11 protein-coding genes and 1 tRNA gene are annotated in these 15,791 nt (G+C 61.6%); all 12 read left to right on the top strand.

Annotated features, from left to right (window positions below):
- Window positions 1-105: 105 nt before the first annotated feature.
- The 12 genes from GEM_RS15830 to rpsG all read left to right on the top strand — a co-directional run bounded on the left by GEM_RS15830 (window position 106) and on the right by rpsG (window position 15,760).
- Window positions 106-181: transfer RNA gene (locus GEM_RS15830), tRNA-Trp, on the top strand.
- Window positions 182-223: 42 nt separating this feature from the next.
- Window positions 224-604 carry a preprotein translocase subunit SecE gene (gene secE, locus GEM_RS15825; RefSeq protein WP_006482892.1) on the top strand — a complete coding sequence of 127 codons (381 nt, stop codon included), beginning with the start codon at window positions 224-226 and terminating at the stop codon, window positions 602-604.
- Between the two features lies 1 nt (window position 605).
- Window positions 606-1,163, top strand: coding sequence for a transcription termination/antitermination protein NusG (nusG, locus tag GEM_RS15820; protein WP_006400672.1), 558 nt, complete (start codon window positions 606-608; stop codon window positions 1,161-1,163).
- Window positions 1,164-1,304: 141 nt separating this feature from the next.
- Entirely contained in the window at window positions 1,305-1,736 is a 432-nt protein-coding gene (rplK, locus tag GEM_RS15815; protein ID WP_006477201.1) for a 50S ribosomal protein L11, read from the top strand.
- Complete coding sequence (gene rplA, locus GEM_RS15810) at window positions 1,737-2,435, top strand: 50S ribosomal protein L1 (RefSeq protein WP_014898362.1); 699 nt, start codon at window positions 1,737-1,739, stop codon at window positions 2,433-2,435.
- A gap of 308 nt (window positions 2,436-2,743) precedes the next feature.
- Complete coding sequence (gene rplJ, locus GEM_RS15805; protein ID WP_014898361.1) at window positions 2,744-3,241, top strand: 50S ribosomal protein L10; 498 nt, start codon at window positions 2,744-2,746, stop codon at window positions 3,239-3,241.
- 63 nt (window positions 3,242-3,304) lie between these two features.
- Window positions 3,305-3,679 carry a 50S ribosomal protein L7/L12 gene (gene rplL / locus GEM_RS15800; RefSeq protein ID WP_014898360.1) on the top strand — a complete coding sequence of 125 codons (375 nt, stop codon included), beginning with the start codon at window positions 3,305-3,307 and terminating at the stop codon, window positions 3,677-3,679.
- A gap of 377 nt (window positions 3,680-4,056) precedes the next feature.
- Window positions 4,057-8,163 (top strand): DNA-directed RNA polymerase subunit beta, encoded by a 4,107-nt coding sequence (rpoB, locus tag GEM_RS15795; protein ID WP_014898359.1) that lies wholly within the window; start codon window positions 4,057-4,059, stop codon window positions 8,161-8,163.
- A 21-nt stretch (window positions 8,164-8,184) separates the two neighbouring features.
- A complete protein-coding gene (rpoC, locus tag GEM_RS15790; RefSeq protein WP_014898358.1) occupies window positions 8,185-12,429 on the top strand; it encodes a DNA-directed RNA polymerase subunit beta' in 4,245 nt (1,414 codons plus the stop codon).
- Window positions 12,430-12,661: 232 nt separating this feature from the next.
- Window positions 12,662-14,509 carry a DNA helicase RecQ gene (gene recQ / locus GEM_RS15785; RefSeq protein WP_014898357.1) on the top strand — a complete coding sequence of 616 codons (1,848 nt, stop codon included), beginning with the start codon at window positions 12,662-12,664 and terminating at the stop codon, window positions 14,507-14,509.
- Between the two features lie 227 nt (window positions 14,510-14,736).
- Window positions 14,737-15,117: a 30S ribosomal protein S12 gene (gene rpsL / locus GEM_RS15780; RefSeq protein WP_006400662.1), complete on the top strand. Its 381-nt coding sequence runs from the start codon at window positions 14,737-14,739 to the stop codon at window positions 15,115-15,117.
- A 172-nt stretch (window positions 15,118-15,289) separates the two neighbouring features.
- Window positions 15,290-15,760, top strand: a complete 471-nt coding sequence (gene rpsG / locus GEM_RS15775; protein ID WP_006477195.1) for a 30S ribosomal protein S7 — start codon at window positions 15,290-15,292, stop codon at window positions 15,758-15,760.
- The last annotated feature ends 31 nt before the right edge of the window (window positions 15,761-15,791 follow it).

Below are 15,791 nucleotides of genomic sequence, written 5' to 3'. Positions count from 1 at the left end.
TGGCCGTACCGTCGGCGCCGGCGTCGTCGCCAAGATCATCGAGTAAGCCAGTTATTCGTTGATCGACAGTTTTGGGGCTGGCAACAGCCGGCCCCAGCATGGTTTAGGGGTATAGCTCAACTGGCAGAGCGTCGGTCTCCAAAACCGAAGGTTGGGGGTTCGATTCCCTCTGCCCCTGCCAAAAATCGCCACGTGTCCTACGTGGCATTTGTTTTAAGGTGTTATGGCGAATCCATCCGTCGAAACTGTAAATACCTCCGGCGATAAGCTGATGCTGGCCCTGGGCGTATTGCTGGTCTTGGCCGGATTCGTGGGCTTCTTCTGGCTGGCCAACCAGCAGTGGTATGTCCGCGGTGCCGCTTTGGCGGTAGGTATCATCGCTGGCGTGGCCGTCGGGCTGATGTCCGCACCTGGCAAGAGCCTCATCGCGTTTGCCAAGGATTCGTACAAGGAAGTCCGCAAGGTCGTTTGGCCCACCCGCAAGGAAGCGACGCAAACCACACTCGTCGTGTTCGGTTTCGTGCTCGTGATGGCGATTTTCCTCTGGTTGAGTGACAAATCGATCGAATGGGTGATTTTCTCGGCGATTCTGGGTTGGAAATGATATGAGCGATACTCCGGCATCCCCGAGCGGAAAGCGTTGGTACGTCGTGCACGCCTACTCCGGTATGGAGAAGAGCGTGCAACGTGCGCTTCAGGAGCGCATCGAACGTGCTGGCATGCAGGATAAATTCGGTCAGATCCTGGTCCCGACCGAAGAAGTGGTCGAAGTCAAGGGCGGCCACAAGGCTGTAACCGAGCGTCGTTTCTTCCCCGGCTACGTGCTGGTTGAGATGGAAATGACGGACGAAACGTGGCACCTCGTGAAGAACACGGCGAAGGTCACGGGTTTCGTCGGCGGTGCGCGTAACCGCCCGACCCCGATTTCCCCGAAGGAAGTCGAAAAGATCATGTCGCAGATGCAGGAAGGCGTTGAGAAGCCGCGCCCGAAGACCCTGTTCGAAGTTGGCGAGATGGTGCGTGTCAAGGAAGGCCCGTTCACGGACTTCAATGGCACGGTCGAAGAAGTCAACTACGAGAAATCGCGCGTGCGTGTGTCGGTCACCATCTTTGGCCGCTCCACCCCTGTCGAACTCGAGTTCGGCCAGGTCGAAAAAGTTTGATCCCGATTCGGCGGGCAGCCTCGGCTGCCCGCCTTCGCGCTTACGGTCCGCGTCATGGCCGTTGAGGAGCGTCAGTAGCCAGCGGCGAACGCGCGTTATTACTCACCGAACGCCCCTCCGGCGTTCCAATGAGGTTCACAAATGGCAAAGAAGATTATCGGCTTTATCAAGCTGCAGATCCCTGCAGGTAAAGCCAACCCGTCGCCGCCGGTCGGTCCGGCACTGGGCCAGCGCGGCCTGAACATCATGGAGTTCTGCAAGGCGTTCAACGCGCAGACTCAAGGCATGGAGCCGGGTCTGCCGGTGCCGGTGGTCATCACGGCATTCGCTGACAAGAGCTTCACGTTCGTGATGAAGACGCCGCCGGCGACCGTCCTGATCAAGAAGGCGGCGAAGGTGGACAAGGGCTCGAGCAAGCCGCACACCGACAAGGTCGGTTCGATCACGCGCGCTCAAGCCGAAGAAATCGCGAAGACCAAGATGCCGGACCTTACGGCAGCTGATCTGGACGCAGCCGTTCGCACCATCGCTGGTAGCGCACGCTCGATGGGCATCACTGTGGAGGGCGTGTAAATGGCTAAGATCTCCAAGCGCCGTCAGGCATTTGCCGCCAAGGTCGACCGTCAGAAGCTGTACGCGATCGAAGACGCACTGGCACTCGTGAAGGAATGCGCGAGCGCGAAGTTCAACGAGTCGATCGACGTCGCAGTTCAGCTCGGCATCGATGCGAAGAAGTCGGACCAGGTCGTTCGTGGTTCGGTCGTTCTGCCGGCAGGTACGGGCAAGTCGGTTCGCGTTGCCGTGTTCGCGCAAGGCGAGAAGGCCGAGCAGGCTCGTGCAGCAGGCGCGGAAATCGTCGGTATGGAAGACCTGGCTGAGCAGATCAAGGCTGGCCAGATGGACTTCGACATCGTGATCGCTTCGCCGGACACGATGCGTATCGTCGGTACGCTCGGCCAGATCCTCGGCCCGCGCGGCCTGATGCCGAACCCGAAGGTCGGCACGGTCACGCCGGACGTCGCAACCGCCGTCAAGAACGCGAAGGCTGGTCAGGTGCAATTCCGTGTCGACAAGGCCGGTATCATCCACGCGACCATCGGCCGTGCATCGTTCGAATCGACCGCACTGCGTTCGAACCTGTCGGCGCTGATCGAAGCGCTGCAGAAGGCGAAGCCGGCAACGAGCAAGGGCATCTACCTGCGCAAGATCGCACTGTCGAGCACGATGGGCGTCGGCGTGCGTGTCGACCAGGCTACGCTGGCAGCACAGTAAGCAAGTATTCGGGCCGCTTCGTTCGCGAAGCGGCCTACATGGGCTTTGGGCGGTTGTTCGTGCAGTAGCGCGGGCAACCGGTTATCAAAGACCGTTGGTGGGACGCAGCAGGCAGGCGATCCCTTAATTCAAGCCAACGCAGATGGCGAACCCGAAAAAGTTTTGCAGTGGTGAAGCCGCAGGTCGTGAAGCGATTCACGGCGTGAGGTGGAAATACTCCTAACGAGGTCGGACGCCGTTGTTGAACGAGGTACGTGAGGTTTCGGCCATGCCGGCCGCGCCGAACGTATCGTTTCTGGAGGCTAACCGTGCCGCTTAATAGAGAAGACAAGCAAGCCGTCGTCGCTGAGGTTGCCGCGCAAGTCGCGAAGGCCCAGACCGTTGTGCTGGCTGAGTATCGTGGAATTGCGGTTGGCGATCTGACCAAGCTGCGCGCGAAAGCGCGTGAGCAACAGGTTTACCTGCGCGTGTTGAAGAACACGCTGGCGCGTCGCGCTGTTGAAGGTACGCCTTTTGCTCCGCTGGCAGAGCAGATGACTGGTCCGCTGATCTACGGCATCTCGGAAGATGCAATTGCTGCTGCGAAGGTCGTTCACGACTTCAGCAAGGGCAATGACAAGTTGGTCATCAAGGCTGGTTCGTTCGATGGCAAGGTGATGGACAAGGCTGGCGTGCAAGCGCTGGCAAGCATCCCGAGCCGCGAAGAACTGCTCTCGAAGCTGCTGTTCGTTATGCAATCGCCTGTTTCGGGCTTTGCGCGTGCCCTGGCCGCGCTCGCCGAGAAGAAGCAAGCGGAAGCTGCGTAAGCGAACGTGCATCAGCGTTACTGATCGCTGGCTGTATCCGAATTCAATTTAGGAGTATTTCAAATGGCAATCGCAAAAGAAGACATCCTGGCAGCAGTCGAAGGGATGACCGTTCTGGAACTGAACGAACTGGTCAAGGCGTTCGAAGAGAAGTTTGGCGTGTCGGCAGCTGCAGTGGCAGTCGCTGGCCCGGCAGGCGGCGGCGCTGCTGCTGCTGCAGAAGAGAAGACCGAATTCACGGTCGTTCTGACTGAAGCAGGCAGCAACAAGGTTGCAGTCATCAAGGCAGTTCGCGAACTGACGGGCCTGGGCCTGAAGGAAGCGAAGGACGTCGTTGACGGCGCACCGAAGGCTGTCAAGGAAGGCGTCGACAAGGCTGCTGCTGAAGAAGCCAAGAAGAAGCTGGAAGACGCAGGCGCGAAGGTCGAAGTCAAGTAAGTTTCGGCGCGCTGTGCGAAGGCTGGCGGTATTTTCACCGCCGGCCTTTTTGTGCTTTGTGGGGACGTTATTCTGGCACTCATTCGGGAGCCCGAATAATTGGCCCCAGAAGCCAAAGAAAACCGCCTGATCGTAGTGATTGGTCACGATTGGCGGTTCTCTTTGTCTTCTGAAGCGACTGCAGAAGGCAAGTTTGGTCGGGTAGCGGGCAACACAGGCATCCGCTGCCGTCAGCCAGCGGTTGGTAGCGGCCAACCACCAAGCTTCTCGGCTCGTTCAAGCCGTTGGACGGCCATCGGGTCTCAGTCGGTGAACACTCGGGTTTGAAACGTCCAGGTATTCCGCCTCGATAGCACCCGCCGTGATTCGGAGATCGTATGCAATATTCCTTCACCGAGAAGAAGCGCATTCGCAAGAGTTTCGCGAAGCGCCCCATCGTTCACCAAGTTCCTTTCTTGCTGGCTACCCAGCTTGAATCATTCAGCACGTTTCTGCAAGCCGATGTGCCGGCCACGCAACGCAAGCCTGAAGGTTTGCAGGCCGCATTCACATCGGTATTTCCCATTGTTTCGCACAACGGTTTCGCGCGCCTCGAGTTCGTGAGCTATGCGCTGTCCGCGCCGGCATTCAACATCAAGGAATGCCAGCAGCGTGGCCTGACGTACTGCTCCGCGCTGCGCGCGAAGGTCCGCCTCGTCATCCTCGACAAGGAATCGCCGAACAAGCCGGTCGTCAAGGAAGTGAAGGAGCAGGAAGTGTACATGGGCGAAATGCCGCTCATGACGCCGACGGGCTCGTTCGTCATCAACGGCACCGAGCGTGTCATCGTCTCGCAGCTGCACCGTTCGCCGGGCGTGTTCTTCGAACACGACAAGGGCAAGACGCACAGCTCGGGCAAGCTGCTGTTCTCGGCACGGATCATTCCGTACCGCGGCTCGTGGCTCGACTTCGAATTCGATCCGAAGGACATCCTGTACTTCCGCGTCGACCGTCGCCGCAAGATGCCGGTCACGATCCTGCTGAAGGCCATCGGCCTCACGCCGGAACAGATCCTCGCGAACTTCTTCGTGTTCGACAACTTCACGCTGATGGGCGAAGGCGCGCAACTCGAGTTCGTGCCCGAGCGCCTGCGTGGCGAAGTCGCGCGCTTCGACATCACGGATCGTGATGGCAAGGTCATCGTCCAGAAGGACAAGCGGATCAACGCGAAGCACATTCGCGACCTCGAAGCCGCGAAGACCAAGTTCATCTCGGTGCCGGAAGACTATCTGCTCGGCCGCGTGCTGGCGAAGAACGTCGTCGACGGCGATACCGGCGAAGTGATCGCGAGCGCGAACGACGAAGTCACGGAAAGCGTGCTCGAGAAGCTGCGCGAAGCGGACATCAAGGACATCCAGACGCTCTACACGAACGATCTGGATCAGGGTCCGTACATCTCGTCGACGCTGCGTGTCGACGAAACGACCGACAAGACGGCCGCGCGCATCGCGATCTACCGCATGATGCGTCCGGGCGAGCCGCCGACCGAAGAAGCGGTCGAGGCCCTGTTCAACCGTCTGTTCTACAGCGAAGAAGCGTACGACCTGTCGAAGGTCGGCCGTATGAAGTTCAACCGCCGCGTCAGCCGTGACGAGATCACCGGCCCGATGACGCTGCAGGACGACGACATCCTCGCGACGATCAAGATCCTCGTCGAGCTGCGCAACGGCAAGGGCGAAGTGGACGACATCGACCACCTCGGCAACCGTCGCGTGCGTTGCGTCGGCGAACTGGCGGAAAACCAGTTCCGCGCGGGTCTTGTGCGTGTCGAGCGCGCGGTCAAGGAACGCCTCGGTCAGGCCGAAAGCGAAAACCTGATGCCGCATGACCTGATCAACTCGAAGCCGATTTCGTCGGCGATCCGCGAGTTCTTCGGTTCGTCGCAGCTGTCGCAGTTCATGGACCAGACCAACCCGCTGTCGGAAATCACGCACAAGCGCCGTGTTTCCGCACTGGGCCCGGGCGGTCTGACGCGCGAACGCGCAGGCTTTGAAGTTCGTGACGTGCACCCGACCCACTATGGCCGCGTGTGCCCGATCGAAACGCCGGAAGGTCCGAACATCGGTCTGATCAACTCGCTCGCACTGTATGCGCACCTGAACGAGTACGGCTTCCTCGAGACGCCGTACCGCAAGGTCGTGGACAGCAAGGTGACCGACCAGATCGACTACCTGTCGGCGATCGAAGAAGGCCGCTACATGATCGCGCAGGCGAACGCCGCGATCGACGAGAACGGCCAGCTGATCGACGAACTCGTGTCGTCGCGTGAAGCCGGCGAAACGATGATGGTCACGCCGGATCGTATCCAGTACATGGACGTCGCGCCGTCGCAGATCGTGTCGGTTGCAGCTTCGCTGATCCCGTTCCTCGAGCACGACGATGCGAACCGTGCACTGATGGGTTCGAACATGCAGCGTCAGGCCGTGCCGTGTCTGCGTCCGGAGAAGCCGGTCGTCGGTACGGGCATCGAGCGTACCTGCGCGGTTGACTCGGGCACGACGGTTCAGGCATTCCGTGGCGGCGTCGTCGACTATGTCGACGCAGGCCGTATCGTGATTCGCGTGAACGACGACGAAGCCGTCGCGGGTGAAGTCGGTGTCGACATCTACAACCTGATCAAGTACACGCGTTCGAACCAGAACACGAACATCAACCAGCGTCCGATCGTGAAGATGGGCGACAAGGTCTCGCGCGGCGACGTGCTGGCCGACGGCGCCTCGACGGACCTGGGCGAGCTCGCGCTCGGCCAGAACATGCTGATCGCGTTCATGCCGTGGAACGGCTACAACTTCGAGGATTCGATCCTGATCTCGGAGAAGGTCGTGGCCGACGATCGCTACACGTCGATCCACATCGAAGAGCTGAACGTCGTTGCACGTGACACGAAGCTCGGGCCGGAAGAAATCACGCGCGACATCTCGAACCTGGCGGAAGTCCAGCTCGGCCGTCTCGACGAATCGGGCATCGTGTACATCGGTGCTGAAGTCGAAGCGGGCGACGTGATGGTCGGCAAGGTCACGCCGAAGGGCGAGACGCAGCTGACGCCGGAAGAGAAGCTGCTGCGCGCGATCTTCGGCGAGAAGGCTTCGGACGTGAAGGACACGTCGCTGCGCGTGCCGTCGGGCATGAGCGGTACCGTGATCGACGTCCAGGTGTTCACGCGTGAAGGCATCCAGCGCGACAAGCGTGCGCAACAGATCATCGACGACGAACTGAAGCGCTACCGTCTCGACCTGAACGACCAGCTGCGCATCGTGGAAGGCGACGCGTTCCAGCGTCTCGCACGCATGCTGGTGGGCAAGGTTGCGAACGGCGGTCCGAAGAAGCTCGCGAAGGGCACGAAGATCGACCAGGCTTACCTGGAAGACCTCGACCACTACCACTGGTTCGACATCCGCCTCGCGGACGACGAAGCAGCGGCGTCGCTCGAAGCGATCAAGAACTCGATCGAAGAGAAGCGTCACCAGTTCGACCTCGCGTTCGAAGAGAAGCGCAAGAAGCTCACGCAAGGCGACGAACTGCCGCCGGGCGTGCTGAAGATGGTCAAGGTGTACCTGGCGGTGAAGCGCCGCCTGCAGCCTGGCGACAAGATGGCAGGCCGTCACGGTAACAAGGGTGTCGTGTCGAAGATCGTTCCGATCGAAGACATGCCGTACATGGCCGATGGCCGTCCGGCAGACGTCGTGCTGAACCCGCTCGGCGTGCCGTCGCGGATGAACGTGGGTCAGGTTCTGGAAGTGCACCTCGGCTGGGCCGCGAAGGGCCTCGGCTGGCGTATCGGCGAAATGCTGCAGCGTCAGGCGAAGATCGAGGAAATGCGCGTATTCCTGACGAAGATCTACAACGATTCGGGCCGCCAGGAAGATCTGGAAAGCTTCACCGACGACGAGATCCTCGAACTCGCGAAGAACCTGCGTGAAGGCGTGCCGTTCGCAACGCCGGTGTTCGACGGTGCGACCGAGGAAGAAATGAGCAAGATGCTCGATCTGGCCTTCCCGGACGACATCGCGGAACAGCTCGGCATGAACCCGTCGAAGAACCAGGTCCGTCTGTACGATGGCCGCACGGGTGAAATGTTCGAACGTCGCGTGACGCTTGGCTACATGCACTACCTGAAGCTGCACCACTTGGTCGACGACAAGATGCACGCGCGTTCGACGGGCCCGTACTCGCTCGTCACGCAGCAGCCGCTGGGTGGTAAGGCGCAGTTCGGTGGCCAGCGTTTCGGTGAAATGGAAGTGTGGGCACTCGAAGCGTACGGCGCGTCCTACGTGCTGCAGGAAATGCTGACGGTGAAGTCGGATGACGTGAACGGCCGGACCAAGGTCTATGAGAACCTGGTCAAGGGCGATCATGTGATCGATGCAGGCATGCCGGAATCCTTCAACGTGCTCGTGAAGGAAATCCGCTCGCTCGGTATCGACATCGATCTCGACCGCAATTAATCGGACTACGGAGAGAAGGCAATGAAAGCTCTGCTCGATCTATTCAAGCAAGTCCAACAGGAAGAAGTTTTCGACGCGATCAAGATCGGTCTGGCCTCGCCGGACAAGATCCGTTCGTGGTCGTTCGGTGAAGTGAAGAAGCCGGAGACCATCAACTACCGTACGTTCAAGCCGGAACGCGATGGTCTCTTCTGCGCGAAGATCTTCGGGCCGATCAAGGACTACGAGTGCCTGTGCGGCAAGTACAAGCGCCTGAAGCATCGCGGCGTGATCTGCGAGAAGTGCGGCGTCGAAGTCACGTTGGCGAAGGTGCGTCGCGAGCGCATGGGCCACATCGAGCTCGCCTCGCCGGTTGCGCACATCTGGTTCCTGAAGTCGCTGCCGTCGCGTCTGGGCATGGTGCTCGACATGACGCTGCGCGACATCGAACGCGTGCTGTACTTCGAAGCGTACGTGGTGATCGAACCGGGCATGACGCCGCTGAAGGCGCGGCAGATCATGACCGAAGAGGATTACTACAACAAGGTCGAGGAATACGGCGACGAATTCCGTGCCGAGATGGGCGCGGAAGGCGTGCGTGAACTGCTGCGCGCGATCAACATCGACGAGCAGGTCGAGACGCTGCGCACCGAGCTGAAGAACACCGGCTCGGAAGCGAAGATCAAGAAGTACGCGAAGCGCCTGAAGGTCCTCGAGGCATTCCAGCGCTCGGGCATCAAGCCCGAGTGGATGATCCTCGAAGTGCTGCCGGTGCTGCCGCCGGAACTGCGTCCGCTCGTGCCGCTGGACGGCGGCCGTTTCGCGACGTCGGACCTGAACGACCTGTATCGCCGCGTGATCAACCGTAACAACCGGTTGAAGCGTCTGCTCGAGCTGAAGGCACCTGAAATCATCGTCCGCAACGAAAAGCGGATGCTGCAGGAAGCCGTCGACTCGCTGCTCGACAACGGTCGTCGCGGCAAGGCGATGACGGGCGCGAACAAGCGTCCGCTGAAGTCGCTCGCCGACATGATCAAGGGTAAGGGCGGTCGTTTCCGTCAGAACCTGCTGGGCAAGCGCGTCGACTACTCGGGCCGTTCGGTCATCGTGGTCGGCCCGACGCTGAAGCTGCACCAGTGCGGTCTGCCGAAGCTGATGGCGCTCGAGCTGTTCAAGCCGTTCATCTTCAACAAGCTGGAAGTGATGGGCGTCGCGACGACCATCAAGGCTGCGAAGAAGGAAGTCGAGAACCAGACGCCGGTGGTGTGGGACATCCTCGAAGAGGTGATCCGCGAGCACCCGGTGATGCTGAACCGTGCGCCGACGCTGCACCGTCTCGGTATCCAGGCGTTCGAGCCCGTGCTGATCGAAGGCAAGGCAATTCAGCTGCACCCGCTCGTCTGCGCGGCGTTCAACGCCGACTTCGACGGTGACCAGATGGCCGTTCACGTGCCGCTGTCGCTCGAAGCGCAGATGGAAGCGCGTACGCTGATGCTGGCGTCGAACAACGTGCTGTTCCCGGCCAACGGCGATCCGTCGATCGTGCCGTCGCAGGATATCGTGCTGGGTCTGTACTACGCGACCCGCGAAGCGATCAACGGCAAGGGCGAAGGCCTGTCGTTCACCGGCGTGTCGGAAGCGATCCGCGCGTACGAGAACAAGGAAGTCGAGCTCGCATCGCGCGTCAACGTGCGAATCACCGAAATGGTCCGCAACGAGGACACGTCGGAAGGCGCGCCGCAGTTCGTGCCGAAGATCTCGTTGTACGCGACGACCGTCGGCCGCGCGATCCTGTCGGAGATCCTGCCGCACGGCCTGCCGTTCTCGGTGCTGAACAAGCCGCTGAAGAAGAAGGAAATCTCGCGCCTGATCAACACGGCGTTCCGCAAGTGCGGTCTGCGCGCGACGGTGGTGTTTGCCGACCAGCTGATGCAGTCGGGTTTCCGTCTCGCGACGCGCGCCGGTATTTCGATCTGCGTGGACGACATGCTCGTGCCGCCGCAGAAGGAAACGATCGTCGGCGACGCCGCGAAGAAGGTGAAGGAGTACGACCGCCAGTACATGTCGGGTCTCGTCACCGCGCAGGAACGCTACAACAACGTGGTCGACATCTGGTCGGCAACGTCGGAAGCGGTCGGCAAGGCGATGATGGAGCAGTTGTCGACGGAACCGGTGACGGACCGCGACGGCAACGAGACGCGCCAGGAGTCGTTCAACTCGATCTACATGATGGCCGACTCGGGCGCCCGGGGTTCGGCGGTTCAGATTCGTCAGCTGGCCGGTATGCGAGGCCTGATGGCGAAGCCGGACGGCTCGATTATCGAGACGCCGATTACCGCGAACTTCCGCGAAGGCCTGAACGTGTTGCAGTACTTCATCTCGACCCACGGTGCACGTAAGGGTCTGGCTGATACGGCACTGAAGACCGCGAACTCGGGTTACCTGACGCGTCGTCTCGTCGACGTCACGCAGGATCTGGTGGTGGTGGAAGACGATTGCGGTACGTCGAACGGCGTCGCGATGAAGGCGCTGGTCGAAGGCGGTGAAGTCGTCGAAGCGCTGCGCGACCGTATCCTCGGCCGCGTCGCGGTCGCGGACGTCGTGAACCCGGAAACGCAGGAAACGGTGTACGAATCGGGCATGCTGCTCGACGAAACGGCGGTCGAGGAAATCGAACGCCTCGGCATCGACGAAGTGCGCGTGCGCACGCCGCTGACCTGCGAAACGCGCTACGGCCTGTGCGCAGCCTGCTACGGCCGTGACCTCGGCCGCGGCTCGCTCGTGAACGTCGGTGAAGCAGTCGGCGTGATCGCGGCACAGTCGATCGGTGAACCGGGCACGCAGCTGACGATGCGTACGTTCCACATCGGTGGTGCGGCATCGCGTGCGGCAGTGGCGTCGTCGGTCGAAGCGAAGAGCAACGGTATCGTGCGTTTCACGGCGACGATGCGTTACGTCACCAACGCGAAGGGCGAGCAGATCGTCATCTCGCGTTCGGGCGAAGCGCTGATCACCGACGATTTCGGTCGCGAGCGCGAGCGTCACAAAGTGCCGTACGGCGCGACGCTGCTGCAGCTCGACGGCGCGACGATCAAGGCCGGCACGCAGCTGGCGACGTGGGATCCGATGACGCGTCCGATCATCACCGAGTACGGTGGTACGGTGAAGTTCGAGAACGTCGAGGAAGGTGTGACCGTCGCGAAGCAGATCGACGACGTGACCGGCCTGTCGACGCTGGTCGTGATCGACGTGAAGCGTCGTGGTTCGCAAGCTTCGAAGAGCGTGCGTCCGCAGGTGAAACTGCTCGACGCGAACGGCGACGAAGTGAAGATCCCGGGCACGGAACACGCAGTGCAGATCGGCTTCCAGGTCGGCGCACTGATCACCGTGAAGGACGGCCAGCAGGTGCAGGTGGGTGAAGTGCTCGCACGTATCCCGACCGAAGCGCAGAAGACGCGTGACATTACCGGCGGTCTGCCGCGGGTGGCGGAACTGTTCGAAGCGCGTTCGCCGAAGGATGCCGGCATTCTCGCGGAAGTCACCGGTACGACGTCGTTCGGTAAGGACACGAAGGGCAAGCAGCGTCTCGTCATCACGGACCTCGAAGGCAATCAGCACGAGTTCCTGATCGCGAAGGAAAAGCAGGTTCTGGTTCACGATGCACAGGTCGTCAACAAGGGCGAAATGATCGTGGACGGTCCGGCCGATCCGCACGACATCCTGCGTCTGCAGGGTATCGAGGCGCTGTCGCGCTACATCGTCGACGAAGTGCAGGACGTGTATCGTCTGCAGGGCGTGAAGATCAACGACAAGCACATCGAGGTGATCGTTCGCCAGATGCTGCGTCGTGTGCAGATCACCGACAACGGTGATACGCGCTTCATCCCGGGCGAACAGGTCGAGCGTTCCGACATGCTGGACGAGAACGATCGCATGATCGCCGAGGACAAGCGTCCGGCTTCGTACGACAACGTGCTGCTCGGTATCACGAAGGCATCGCTGTCGACCGACTCGTTCATCTCCGCGGCATCGTTCCAGGAAACGACCCGCGTGCTGACCGAAGCGGCGATCATGGGCAAGCGCGACGATCTGCGTGGCCTGAAGGAAAACGTGATCGTCGGCCGTCTGATTCCGGCCGGTACGGGTCTCGCGTTCCACAAGGCGCGCAAGGCGAAGGAATCGTCGGATCGCGAGCGTTTCGACCAGATCGCAGCGGAAGAGGCATTCGACTTCGGCACGCCGAGCGCGCCGGCAGAAGAGCCGCAGCAACACCCGACGGCCGAGTAAGTGCGGGCGGCGCGAGCCGCCTCACCTCGCTGTCATCGAAACCGCCCGGTCCGCCGGGCGGTTTTTTTTATCCGTCGTTCGCGTGCATGACGGGCTTGCCGCACGGTTGCGCAGGCCCGTCATGCGCGCGCACGAACCCTGTCCGCTTGGCTAGCGTTGCACGATTCGCCGCGCGCTGTGCGAGCGGGTTGTTAAAATTGCGGTCATCGTTCTGCCGCCCTCGTTCTCATTCATGTCCCGCGCCCTCGAAATCCTCGACGAAGTCTTTGGTTATTCCGCATTTCGCGGCCAGCAGGGCGAGATCGTCGAACACGTCGCCGGCGGCGGCGATTGCCTCGTGCTGATGCCGACCGGCGGCGGCAAGTCGCTGTGCTACCAGATTCCGGCGCTGCTGCGCCGCGAGGCCGGGCAGGGCGCAGGCATCGTGGTGTCGCCGCTGATCGCGCTGATGCAGGACCAGGTCGCCGCGCTGCGCGAAGTCGGCGTCCGTGCGGCCTACCTGAACTCGACGCTGTCGGGTGCCGAGGCCGCGGCCACCGAGCGCGCGCTGCGCGAAGGCGAAATCGACCTGCTGTACGTCGCGCCGGAACGGCTGATGACGGGGCGCTTCCTCGACCTGCTCGAGCGCGCGAAGATCGGCCTGTTCGCGATCGACGAAGCGCACTGCGTGTCGCAATGGGGGCACGATTTCCGTCCGGAATACATCCAGCTGTCGGTGCTGCACGAGCGGTTTCCGGCGGTGCCGCGCGTTGCGCTGACGGCCACGGCCGACGCGATCACGCGCGACGAGATCATCCATCGTCTCGCGCTCGACGACGCGCGCGTGTTCGTGTCGAGCTTCGACCGCCCGAACATCCGCTACCGGATCGTCGAGAAAGACAACGCGCGCTCGCAGTTGCTCGACTTCATCCGTGCCGAACACACGAATGCCGACGGCACGACGGACGCGGGCGTCGTCTATTGCCTGTCGCGCCGCAAGGTCGAGGAAACGGCCGAGTGGCTGAAGGCGCAGGGCGTGCGCGCGCTGCCGTATCACGCCGGGATGGAGTTCGAGGTGCGGCAGAAGCACCAGGAAATGTTCCAGCGCGAAGAGGGCGTCGTGATGTGCGCGACGATCGCGTTCGGCATGGGGATCGACAAACCCGACGTGCGTTTCGTCGCGCACCTGGATCTGCCGAAGAGCGTCGAAGGCTACTACCAGGAAACGGGTCGCGCGGGCCGCGACGGGATGCCCGCGAACGCATGGATGGCGTACGGTCTCGGCGACGTCGTCCAGCAGCGCAAGATGATCGACGAGTCCGATGCGGACGACGCGCACAAGCGCGTGCAGACGTCGAAGCTCGATGCGCTGCTCGGGCTGTGCGAGACGATCTCGTGCCGCCGCGTGCGGCTGCTGAACTACTTCGGCGAAGAGAGCCGGCCGTGCGGCAACTGCGACACGTGCCTCGAGCCGCCCGCATCGTGGGATGCCACGCGCGAGGCGCAGATGGCGCTGTCTTGCGTGTTCCGCGCGCAGCGCGCGAGCGGCTTCAATTTCGGCTCGAGCCACCTGATCGAGATCCTGCGCGGCGGGCGCACGGAGAAGGTGTTGCAGCGCGGCCACGACCAGCTCACGACGTTCGGGATCGGCGCATCGCTGTCCGAGCCCGAATGGCGCGCGATTTTCCGGCAGCTCGTCGCGTACGGCTATCTGGCCGTCGATCATGGCGGCTTCGGCGCGCTGGTGCTGACCGAGGCCGCGAAGCCCGTGCTGAAAAACGAGGAGAAGGTCACGCTGCGCCGCTACGTGAAGCCGCAGCGCACGCGCCAGTCGTCGAGCCGCAGCGGCACGCGCGTCGACCCGACGGCCGGCATGGGTACGCGCGAGCGCGCGCGGTGGGACGCGCTGCGCGCGTGGCGCGCGGAAACCGCCAAGACCGACGGCGTGCCGGCCTACGTGATCTTCCACGACGCGACGCTCGCGGAAATCGCGCGCAACGCGCCGGAGTCGATCGACGACCTGCGCCACATCCCCGGCATGGGCGTACGCAAGCTCGAACGCTTCGGCGACGAGATCATCGACGTCGTCGAATCGGCCTGACACAGGCGTTCCGACCCTTCCTGTAAACCACGCGGTCGACTGGCAAATCACGCAAGCCGTTGACTTAGTTGGTATTTCCGGAATATCATGCTGGGTTCCGGTATTCGGTGGGCCGTGTTGCGTTCGAAAGCTCGCACCCGATTCGCCGGTTCGGAAGTCAACTGTGCGCCGATTCTCGCTTTGCCCGAAATCGATGTGCAGATTTTGTTCAATTTCAGGAATAAACAATGCCAACCATCAACCAACTGGTTCGCAAAGGCCGTCAGTCGGAAACGACGAAGAGCAAGAGCCCGGCCCTGCAGGACTGCCCCCAGCGTCGCGGCGTGTGCACCCGTGTGTACACGACGACGCCGAAGAAGCCGAACTCGGCACTCCGTAAGGTCGCCAAGGTTCGTCTGACGAACGGCTTCGAAGTGATTTCGTACATCGGCGGTGAAGGCCACAACCTGCAGGAACACTCGGTTGTGCTGATCCGCGGCGGCCGTGTGAAGGACTTGCCGGGTGTGCGTTACCACATGGTTCGCGGCTCGCTGGATACCCAGGGCGTCAAGGACCGTAAGCAAGCGCGCTCGAAGTACGGCGCGAAGCGTGCAAAGGCTGCCAAGTAAGCAGTTTTTGATCAGGGATCGCCGCAGGGCGGTCAAGGCGGGAGTGCCGGATTGCCGGTGCTGTCGAGTAAGTGGTCACCCGGCCAAGCTGGTTAGTCGTGAAGATGTGATCGGGTTTGTTGGTGGCCGCGGAGCTGGAACCAGCTCCAACTGAACAAGTAAAGGAAGAATCATGCCGCGTCGTCGCGAAGTCCCCAAGCGGGAAGTGTTGCCGGATCCGAAGTTCGGTAACGTTGATGTTGCCAAGTTCATGAACATGCTGATGCTGTCCGGCAAGAAGTCGGTCGCAGAGCGCATCGTTTATGGCGCATTCGAACAGATCCAGACCAAGGGTGGCAAGGACCCGCTGGAAGTGTTCACGGTTGCGCTCAACAACGTGAAGCCGGTGGTCGAAGTGAAGAGCCGTCGCGTTGGTGGTGCCAACTATCAAGTTCCGGTCGAAGTGCGCCCGTCGCGTCGTATGGCATTGGCGATGCGCTGGCTGCGTGAGGCTGCGAAGAAGCGCAGCGAGAAGTCGATGGCTCTGCGCCTGGCAGGTGAACTCTCCGAAGCGGCCGAAGGCCGTGGCGGCGCGATGAAGAAGCGCGACGAAGTTCACCGCATGGCAGAAGCCAACCGCGCGTTCTCGCATTTCCGTTTCTAAGCGCCTGGCTGGGCTGTTTGCGGAAATAAAT

The organism is Burkholderia cepacia GG4 (assembly GCF_000292915.1).
In the GTDB taxonomy this organism is placed as follows: domain Bacteria; phylum Pseudomonadota; class Gammaproteobacteria; order Burkholderiales; family Burkholderiaceae; genus Burkholderia; species Burkholderia cepacia_D.
Note: the sequence above shows the minus strand (reverse complement) of the source record. Positions and strands in the feature narration are given on the sequence as shown.